The sequence below is a fragment of the Siminovitchia fortis genome (genome assembly GCF_007681465.1).
Lineage (GTDB): Bacteria > Bacillota > Bacilli > Bacillales > Bacillaceae_C > Siminovitchia > Siminovitchia fortis.
In genome coordinates this window covers 39,671-49,921 of the sequence record NZ_VEKZ01000023.1, presented here as the reverse complement: position 1 = coordinate 49,921, position 10,251 = coordinate 39,671, and the positions used below count along the sequence as shown (strand labels likewise).

Annotated in this window: 8 protein-coding genes; 1 reads left to right on the top strand and 7 read right to left on the bottom strand. The window is 44.2% G+C overall.

Translation table 11 applies throughout. The annotated features are described in order from the left end of the window. Positions 1-270: 270 nt before the first annotated feature. The 5 genes from FS666_RS09670 to FS666_RS09650 all read right to left on the bottom strand — a co-directional run bounded on the left by FS666_RS09670 (position 271) and on the right by FS666_RS09650 (position 7,234). Positions 271-1,101 carry a DUF8832 domain-containing protein gene (locus FS666_RS09670; protein WP_144460764.1) on the bottom strand — a complete coding sequence of 277 codons (831 nt, stop codon included), beginning with the start codon at positions 1,099-1,101 and terminating at the stop codon, positions 271-273. A gap of 14 nt (positions 1,102-1,115) precedes the next feature. Further along, positions 1,116-3,533 carry a heavy metal translocating P-type ATPase gene (locus FS666_RS09665; RefSeq protein ID WP_144460763.1) on the bottom strand — a complete coding sequence of 806 codons (2,418 nt, stop codon included), beginning with the start codon at positions 3,531-3,533 and terminating at the stop codon, positions 1,116-1,118. 111 nt (positions 3,534-3,644) lie between these two features. Further along, positions 3,645-3,851 (bottom strand): copper chaperone CopZ, encoded by a 207-nt coding sequence (copZ, locus tag FS666_RS09660; RefSeq protein ID WP_144460762.1) that lies wholly within the window; start codon positions 3,849-3,851, stop codon positions 3,645-3,647. 389 nt (positions 3,852-4,240) lie between these two features. Then, positions 4,241-5,290, bottom strand: coding sequence for an LLM class flavin-dependent oxidoreductase (locus tag FS666_RS09655; RefSeq protein ID WP_144460761.1), 1,050 nt, complete (start codon positions 5,288-5,290; stop codon positions 4,241-4,243). A 111-nt stretch (positions 5,291-5,401) separates the two neighbouring features. Continuing rightward, on the bottom strand, positions 5,402-7,234 hold the full coding sequence (locus FS666_RS09650; RefSeq protein WP_244943888.1) for a DUF4153 domain-containing protein: 1,833 nt from the start codon (positions 7,232-7,234) through the stop codon (positions 5,402-5,404). 162 nt (positions 7,235-7,396) lie between these two features. Here FS666_RS09650 and FS666_RS09645 point away from each other — a divergent pair, with 162 nt between their 5' ends. Beyond that, the gene (locus FS666_RS09645; RefSeq protein WP_144460760.1) at positions 7,397-9,028 is read left to right on the top strand and encodes an FMN-binding glutamate synthase family protein; all 1,632 of its coding nucleotides are present in this window, start codon (positions 7,397-7,399) and stop codon (positions 9,026-9,028) included. A gap of 87 nt (positions 9,029-9,115) precedes the next feature. On the opposite strand, the gene FS666_RS09640 is transcribed toward FS666_RS09645, so the two are convergent. Next, positions 9,116-9,610: a metallophosphoesterase family protein gene (locus tag FS666_RS09640; protein WP_306463592.1), complete on the bottom strand. Its 495-nt coding sequence runs from the start codon at positions 9,608-9,610 to the stop codon at positions 9,116-9,118. A gap of 105 nt (positions 9,611-9,715) precedes the next feature. After that, complete coding sequence (locus FS666_RS09635; protein WP_120071484.1) at positions 9,716-10,192, bottom strand: hypothetical protein; 477 nt, start codon at positions 10,190-10,192, stop codon at positions 9,716-9,718. Between the last annotated feature and the right edge of the window lie 59 nt (positions 10,193-10,251).

Here is a 10,251-nt window from a genome sequence, read left to right as displayed (position 1 = left end):
GTAGCTATTTTAAGAAAAAGATAGATTAAGAGTAACTATGTCCAAAATTCGGGGGTTAATCCGCTTTTCGATAAATGCTAATGCTATTATACCTCCCAGAAAAATGCCTGTAAAAGCTTTAAAGACAAGATAAGCACGATAATACCTAGCGGAACATAGATCAATAATGTTCATACCCTCCTCACTCTTAAAAGAGGGGAAAGGGTCCCAACCTGTATCTTCCAGAACAATCGATCCAGTTTTTGAACCCCTCTCATACAAATACAGTCATTATTGAACTTCAATGACAAATGGGTAAGCATTGACTCGTTCCCCGAATTTGAATTCAGCCCAAAGTTTATAGATGCCTGGCTGGTCAAACTGGGTTTGGAAGACTGTTTGATTATTTGAAACCGGGTGAACATGGATAAACTGTTCTCCATCCTCATCCAAAATGACCACATGACCCAAAGCACCCAAATAGGGCTCTGGCTGGGCATCTTTCACATCAAAATTAAAGGTAACCTCTTTGTTAACTTCTAAGGGTGTAGTGGTTAGTTCAACCGTTTGGCCATTGATTGTTTTTGTAAAATCCGTATCTGCAACAAGATCATTGTCTTGATGTTGCTTATGCGATTCACCAACATGCAATTCGATCGGTTTGATTGAATATTGCAGACCTTTTGGTTTGATATCAACGAACACTTTATAAGATTGATCAGCTAACCTGATGGGCTGTTGATAGATTCCTTCCGCCTTCTTTTCAGGATGTACATGATAATACTCTTTCAGGTCTGAACTGACGACAATGAGATGCATATGCTTATCATGTGAAACTTCCAGTTCAGGAACATGACCATTTTTATCTTTTAACTCAATAGTGATTTCTCCGTTCGCGTAAGACACTTTGGGGGTAACTTCACTGGCAGTGTTTGTACCATGGTCTCCGTGTTCATGGTGACTATGTTGATGATCCATATTTTCTTCCTCCTGCTCTACATCTGCGTGATTAGTTTGTCCATCCGCTTTAGCATTCACACTTGCGTATACACTGTAGCCCGCGATGACGATTACCAGGTATACAACAGCCGAAACGACCCAGATCCAAATATTTCGTTTCATATTAACCCTTCCTTTCAACCCCTCAACCTCACTCTTTGGAGTCTTAGGGCATTTAATACAACTGATACGGAACTAAAAGCCATCGCGGCTCCCGCTAACCACGGCGCCAAGAAGCCTGCTGCGGCAACTGGAATGCCCAAGCTATTGTATGCAAGTGCCCAGAAAAGATTTTGCTTAATATTGGTGATGGTCTTTTTGCTCATGAAAATTGAATCGGCGATTGCATTTAAATCACCGCGAATAAGAGTGATATCCGCCGCTTCCATCGCGACATCCGTACCTGTACCGATCGCCATCCCTATATCCGCTGTTGCCAATGCCGGGGCGTCATTGATTCCATCCCCTACCATGGCAACTTTCTTTCCGGCCTGTTGCAGCTTCTTCACTTCTGCCGCCTTACCCTCCGGCAAAACTTCAGCAATGACGTGCTTGATGCCAACTTGTTTGGCAATCGCTTGAGCCGTTTGGGTATTGTCGCCTGTGATCATGACCACATCTAAATCCATATCCCGCAAACGCGCAATAGCTTCTTTTGAAGTTTCTTTGATCGTGTCAGCGACTGCGACAATTCCAGCAAAGCGGCCGTCAATGGCAGCCAACATGGCCGTTTTCCCCTGCTTCTCTAATTCCTCCATTTTTGTCAGCTCAGCTTGCACGTGAATATTGTCCTTTGCCATGAGCCTGCGCGTACCGATCAGTAAATCTTTACCGTTAACCGTCGCCTGTACTCCGAAACCGGGGATAGCTTCAAATGTTTCCGGTGAGGCCAGTTCAATTCCTTTATCTTGAATTCCTTCAACGATCGCTTGAGCGAGTGGATGTTCCGAATTTTTCTCTGCAGATCCGATAAGTGTTAGAAATTTGGTTTCATTCATACCTTCTGCTAAAATGACATCCGTCAACGAAGGTTTCCCATTGGTTACTGTACCGGTTTTATCCAAAATAATCGTATCCAACCGGTGAGTAGTTTCAAGATGCTCCCCGCCTTTAAAAAGAATTCCAAATTCTGCGGCACGGCCTGAGCCAGCCATAATGGAAGTTGGTGTTGCCAAACCAAGTGCACAAGGACAGGCAATCACCAATACGGCAATGAATTTTTCAAGGGCCTCCGCAAATTCTCCGGGGCTTACGGCAAAGTACCAAACAAGGAAGGTGATTATCGCGATTCCAACCACAATCGGTACAAAAATGCCCGAAATAACGTCGGCCAGACGTTGAATGGGCGCTTTGGAGCCCTGAGCTTCCTCAACCACCTTGATAATTTGCGCCAAGGCCGTATCTTTCCCGACCTTTGTTGCTTTAATCTTTAGGAAGCCGTTTTTATTAATGGTTGATCCAATCACGCTGTCCCCAATCGTTTTATCGATCGGGACACTTTCCCCTGTCAGCATGGATTCGTCAAGCGCGGAACTGCCTTCCACAATTTCTCCATCAACCGGCACCTTTTCGCCCGGTTTTATATAAACAATATCGCCTTGTAAAACTTCTTCAATCGGAATGATCATCTCTTGGCCATTACGAACAACTGTGGCATTTTTTGCTTGTAGTCCCATAAGCTTTTTAATGGCTTCAGATGAGCGGCCTTTAGCCTTCGCTTCAAAAAGTTTGCCCAAAATAATCAACGTAATAAGAACCGCACTCGTTTCATAGTAGAGCTCGACCATATGGGCATTCGAACCAATCGATCTGATACTTAGATATAGGCTATAGAAATAGGCGGCCGATGTACCCAATGCAACAAGTACGTCCATATTCGCACTTTTATTTCGCAGTGCTTTAAAGGCTCCAACGTAGAACTGTCCGCCTACAATAAATTGTACAGGTGTGGCGAGTGCGAATTGGATCCACGGGTTCATAAACATATCAGGCAGCCAGATAAAAGAAGTAAATTCAAAGTGGCTGACCATAGCCCACAGCAGTGGAAAAGACAGAATAGCTGAAAATAGAAACTTCCCTTGCTGTTTTCCAATTTCCTTTTGCCTATGATCAACTTGGCCTTCTGCATTTTCCTGTTTTTGCTCTAAAGTGTAGCCAAACTTTTTAATTGCCTCTTTCATGTCGGAGACGGATACCTGGTCGGGGTTATATTCCACAAGAACTGTCTCCAGCGCGAAATGGACCGTAGCCTTATCTACGCCATCCATCTTATTGAGCCTTTTTTCAATTTTATTGGCGCAAGCAGCACAGGTCATCCCGGAAATATCAAATTCTGCTTTTTCGCTTACGACATCATATCCCAGAGACTGGACCTTCTCCTTAAATTGCGTTACTTCCGTTTTTTCCGGATCGTATTTTATTTGTGTTTTCTCAAGCGCAAAATTCACGTTTGCCTCTTCTACGCCTTCGATTTTTTTCAACCCTTTTTCAATTCTGTTTGCACAGGCTGCACAGGTCATCCCTGATATTTGGAGGGTTGCTTCCTTCTGGCTCATATTTTATCACTCCCAACCGCATATACTATATAGGGGTATGTTTTATTCGATAAATAAATCGTGCAAAGGAAATTGCACGATTTATTTTTGTCCGTTTTGGTCCTGTTCGGTTTACTCTACATCGTATCCTTGATCTTCTATAACATCTTTAATCTCTTTCAAATTCATCGCATTGGAATCAAAAATAACATCCACTTTCCCCTGGTCAAGATGCACTTTGACGGATTGAACACCTTTTAGTTTCCCGACTTCCCCTTCAATTGAATTCACACAATGACCGCAAGACATTCCTTGTACATTTAATGTTACCTGTTCCATAAAGTAATTCCTCCCGGTAATATTTTTTCTATAATTTACGCTACCCTTGTAGGGTAATAAGTTAAACTTGCCGTTTTTTAAAAACGTCCTAAAATCCTCGCTATAAGCTTTTCTCATCATTTAAAGTTTTATTCACATGCTGAATTAGACAGTGTTCCAATGAGATTGCCGAATTCAACTATACCATTTAACCTGCCTCCCCCTAATTTTTTTCATATTCGATCACAAAACAAATTTACCATACCCCTGTTGGGTATGTCAAACAATAAAAATAAAATGCCGTTACAGCGGCACAGGGGTTCCTTCTATAATTATTTTGAAAACCGTATGAACATTTCCAATAAGGCAGATCCCTCAACATATAGGAACTGCCTTTTCAGTTTGTTTGTCTACTGCTCCGCTTCCCACCTGGAGACTTCCTCGCGGACACGCGGCGCAACTTCTGTTCCAAGCAGTTCAATGGCTCTCATGACCTGATCATGAGGCATCGTGCCTAATGGAACATGCATCATGAAGCGGGTAATACCCACTTCCTTACGAAGATGGATGATTTTTTGGGCTACGGTTTCCGGATCACCTACGTACAGCGCTCCTTCAAAGCTTCTGGCCGCGTCAAAGCTTGCCCGGCTATAATGTCCCCAGCCTCTTTCCCGGCCAAGCACATTCATCACCTGCTGGGTGGAAGGGAAAAACTTGTCCGCCGCCTCTTCAGCCGATTCCGCAACAAACCCATGCGAGTGCGAAGCCACCGGCAGCTTGGACGGATCATACCCCGCCTTGGCGGCCGCTCTTTTATATATTTCCACAAGCGGCGCAAACTGTACCGGCCTGCCCCCGATAATCGCAAGAGCAAGCGGCAGCCCTAACAAGCCTGCCCTGATGACAGATTGGGTATTTCCGCCGCTTCCGATCCATACAGGAAGCGGATCCTGTACCGGCCGCGGATATACTCCGAGATTGTCGATGGCCGGACGGTGCCCGCCCTTCCATGTTACCTTCTCGGACTCACGTATTTTCAACAACAGCTCAAGCTTTTCCTCAAACAGCTCGTCGTAATCTTTCAGATCGTAGCCGAACAACGGAAAGGATTCGATAAACGATCCCCGCCCTGCCATAATCTCTGCGCGCCCGTTCGAAATCCCATCAAGCATGGAAAAGTCCTGAAAAACGCGAACCGGATCGTCGGAAGAAAGCACAGTAACCGCACTTGTGAGCCGGATCCTTTTTGTCCGCGACGCGGCGGCCGCCAGCAAGACAGCTGGCGATGATGCAGCAAAATCTTTCCGGTGATGCTCCCCTACACCGAATACATCCAAGCCAACTTCATCGGCTAAAACAATCTCTTCGACCACTTCGCGCAATCTCTGTGCATGGCTGATCACATGTCCTGTCTTGGGATCGGGTGTTGTTTCTACAAATGTAGTTATGCCTATTTCCATTAGCCATTCCTCCAGGTTACAAAAAGTAATATACTTATTTTAAAGTTAATACTTTTATTTTACAATATGGCTGCAAGGAAAATAGACCATCAACCACACCTATACCTTTTCCTATTTTATTTGAATGAACGCATACAAATCGGCATTATACCTGGAATTGGAATAATCAACGGAATTTGCAACGATACTCATTCGGACCGCATCGTTTTCTTCCGTTACTGTTGCCTTTTCAACGGTCAAATTATCATTGTCCCCTTTAAGTTCCTTTTGGTTTTCAAGAATCTGGTCGAAGGCTTTCTTCGCATCAAACCGAATGAGCTCCTGATTCTCGCCATCAACGAGGATCAAGTAAATATCCTTCCCGTCAATCACTTTCTTCAGTTTGTAAGTCTGGTTATCTATTTCCACCGGAATGCCTGCCGCGGCATCTTGTTTCTTTTCATAAGGGTCGATATACAGGTGGACCATCCGGTCGTAATTTTCGATATTTACCATAGGGCTGCGATCCCAGTCAAGATAAGCGAATCGGCTGTCATCCTGCCTCCTGCCCTCTTCATCATACACTTCTTCAAATCCGAAGGTGTCTTTAAAGTTACCGTAATAAAAAACATTATCCGGCAGCCAGTTTATGTCATCAATATAATCCATACTGTCCAAATAACTGACCGTTCTCGTGATGGTTTTCTTATCTTTGGTGGATATGTCCGCATTTGGAACGACTTTCCCGTCTTCGAGCATACCGTTTTCCGTCAGTGTACTTTTAAGCAGGTTGATCTGATTTACCCGGCTCACTGTAAAAGCATCAACCGGCGGGATGATGGAAATAGCCGAAAAGACAATTAAGACAGCTGCTATTAATCCGTTTTTCCTGATTGGGAAAAAGCTGAATATCACCCCTGCGATAATAGCAAAAATTCCAAACAGGATGACATAGTAGCGTCCATGTGTAAGGCCCATTTCCCCGATTCTCAAAACGGAAGCAATCGTTTGGAACAATACGATCGGAATTAACACTTTCGGAAAAATTTTTCTGAACAGGACTGCAAATTGATTCTCCAAATTACTTGCTAAAATATACACCAAAATAACAGTGATGGCATATGAAACAAGCATCGGTTCCAACAGATTGTTCGTCCAGAAATCTCCGCGGATATTTAACAACACATACGCCAGAAGAATCACCGTATATACAGCCGTCAACGGAATGATGATATACGAAATCAGAATCCCCAACAATTTCGGGGTATCGACTGCTTTTGCCACCTTCCGCTCTTGCAGGGCCTTGTTCCCACCCAACCTGCCGGCATCTTTTTTACCGGGGTAAGGAGGAGTAAAGGACAGGAAGAAAGTCGGTGCAAACAATGAGAAAACAATATTCAGGACATGCCAGTACGCTTTATAGTCCAATGAAAATAAAAGCTGGTCAACAGCCAGCAAGATGGCGTCAAGCCCGATCGAAATAACCGCTGAAAAAAGAACCGTGATAAAAAACGCCTTAAACACGGACATGAAGCTCTCATTAAATGTTATCTTGCTTTTAATGGACTGAACCCATATAAACGCCATGACCAGCGCAAATATGGCAACGCCCGTTTTGGTTCCAATTTCCATATTAAAGGTGGATGCTGATCGAATGGCAAAGAAATATCCGGCTGTTAAAACCGCCGCTCCCCCCATGAGCAGAAGCCGTTCACTTACCTTTGTAAAAAAGCGTTCGAACGTTTGCTGGGCAACTGCGCTCAGAAGGGCGCCAATCACGAAGGTGAAAAGATATTTTGTATAACTTTCCGTTTCATTATTGATCATATTCATATTCACAGTAGCGGCAGCCAGCAAGAAAAGCATCGTTAACGGGTAACGGTTGACAGCCTCTATCAGGCCAATCAGCTTATTCCTCAAGCCTTTGACCACGTTCATCAACATCACCTTTTTCCTTTTTTTCATTTTATTCACCTAAGCCCGTCCGGATAAAAATAACAATACTGAACTGGTTTCCTTGATGGTACTACGATTTAGGTCAACTGTATATAGTTTCTTTCACTAATTGATAAGAAAAAACATTTTCGGACAAAATACAATGAAAATCGGACTTAAACGGAGGACACCATGAATCTCTCAGACATATTGATCATCATCGCCTTTACAACCGGCGCCCTTGTTTTGGCGGCACTCATCATTTTTTTCATATATTTGATATTGTTCGACCGGAATCAGAAAATGCATGCCATATTAAGAAATTACCCCTTGCTTGGAAGGGTCCGCTATTTTTTTGAAAAAATCGGACCGGAAATGCGCCAGTACTGGTTTAACAGCGATACGGAAGGAAAACCATTCTCCAGGGCTGATTATGAAAATATTGTGAGGAGTGCGAAATACAAACGGGATGTAATCGGTTTCGGTTCCAGACGGGATTTTGAGGTAGAAGGATTTTACATCCGCAATGACATGTTTCCAAAGCTGACGGAAGAACTGAAAGTCGACCAGGAAACAATAGCTTTGACAAAAAAATATCTGCTTATCAAAGACCCCCTGTTCACTCAAAGGATTGAGAAGGTTGAGGATGACGAGTCTTCCGCCTACTTGCTCCATGAAGATGACGCTATCGTAATCGGCCCTCATCTGGAGCACCCTTTTATCCTTAAAGGCCAGATCGGCATGTCCGCTATGAGCTACGGAGCTTTGGGAAAAAATGCGATAACCGCCTTATCCAAGGGGCTTGCGATGGCAAAAGGGACTTGGATGAACACCGGCGAAGGCGGCTTGTCCCCATACCATCTTGAAGGCGGCGTCGATATTATTATGCAAATCGGGCCGGGCCTGTTCGGCATCCGGGATAAAGACGGAGAGGTGGATTGGGACGAGCTGAAAAGGAAAAGTGAAATCCCCCAAGTTAGGGCATTTGAAATTAAGCTAGCCCAAGGGGCGAAAGTCCGCGGCGGCCATATTGATGCAGAAAAAGTGAATCCGGAAGTGGCCGAAATCCGGAAAGTTGAGCCTTACAAAGCGGTGGACAGCCCCAACCGCTTCCGGCAGTTTCATGACGTGCCGACAATGTTTGATTTTATAGACAAAATTCGGGAAACGACCGGTAAGCCTGTTGGCATCAAGATTGTAATTGGCGGAAATGACAGTGCCAAGGAATTGGCAAAGTATATGAGCGAAACCGGCAGAGGCCCCGATTTTATTACGATTGACGGCGCAGAGGGAGGAACAGGAGCCTCCTATCAAGAACTGGCGGACAGCGTCGGCCTGCCGATTAAATCCGGGCTGCTCATTTTAGTCTCTACCCTCAAAAAATACGGTGTCCGGAACCGGGTGAAAATTATTGCGTCCGGGAAACTTTTTTCACCAGACCGGATTGCCGTCGCTTTGGCCATGGGGGCCGACCTTGTCCAGATTGGCAGAGGGTTCATGATATCTGTCGGATGCATTCAAACGTTAAAGTGCCAATCCAATATATGTCCAGTCGGAGTGGCCACAACGGATCCACACCTGCAAAAAGCCCTTGTCGTTGATGAGAAAAAGCATCGTGCAGCAAATTATGTCATCACATTACGGAAAGCATTATTCCGAATTTCCGCTGCAGCCGGCCTGAATTCGCCGGTCCACTTTTCCTCTAAAAACGTCATGTTCAAGGATGATAAAGGGATCGCCCATTCACTTGAAAGCATCATACACGAAATAGAACAGCAAATAGAATGTGATGAAGCGGCGAATCTCTCAACTTTGATGAAGTAATACCAGCATTTGCTGTAGTATGTAAACATATTTTTTTCAAACAACAGTTAAGGTAAAAACAATGGGGTGGCAATTCCCCATTGTTTTTTACTTAAACATCACGATTTCAGCCCGGAAAGCCTCATCAATATGTAAAATTCCATATGAGTAATAAGGCATCCTCCGCTTGTCTGTAGGAGAGCCGGGGTTCATCAGCATGACTTTGTAATAATATTGAATCGTCGGAATATGGGAGTGGCCAAAAATGATGATGTCTGCCCCTTCCTCTTCAAAAGCTTCTAATGCACGTTTTTCGGTCGTCTTGCTTTCACCATGTCCATGCACGACTCCAATTTTAAAGCCGTTCACTTCAATGAGTTCCTTTGCTTTGAAGTGTTGCTGTATCCCTTCGCCATCTATATTTCCATATACGCCGACAACCTTGGCATACTCTGAAAGCTCCCTGTAAACCCCCATTTCAACCCAATCACCCGCATGGATAATCAAGTCCGCGGATTCGCATTCTTTTAAAAGAGGTGCCGGCAGCCGCTTTGCCCTGCCGGAGATATGTGTATCAGATGTCACTACAATTTTCAATTTCACCGCCCCTTTGTCCATTTTTCAGATTAAAAAATCAAGATGCCGATTTTTCATTTAAAAACAGCATCCGTGAAATGATCCATTTCTTCAAGTTTCCGGCTTGACGGATCATGGTTCCAACGGCGGGACAGCAATCTCCGCGTATTGAAGATCATCCCGTTTTTTCATTTTTATCTGGAAATACGAATCGCGGTACTCCGAAACGGAATCTTTCATTTTTACCGCTGTAGGAAGGGTGATGACAGACCGGTGGCCTGAAGAGGGAATGCCCTCAATAAACATCTGATTGGAATTATGGTAGACCTTCATTCGGGATAATTGGCTTTCATCCGTAATCAGGATTTTCACATAGACATGATCAAGGCTCTCAAAAGTCGTTGCCTGCAGCGGCCCCTCAGCCGACACCTGCATCTCCTGTCCGCGTTCGCTGTCCGAATCCATGGAGCCCATCATTTTGGCATTTTTGATGGAAGAAGAAATGGACTGCTCCATTAATTCCTGAACATATTTTTGTATATCATTGTTTAAATAATTCTCGCTTAACCATTTCGGCAGTGTGCCTTTTAAAAATTGGAATGGGAACATGATCAGTCTCCCCTATAAGATTTAAGATTCAATCCTGATGTTTACAATATATGCCCACA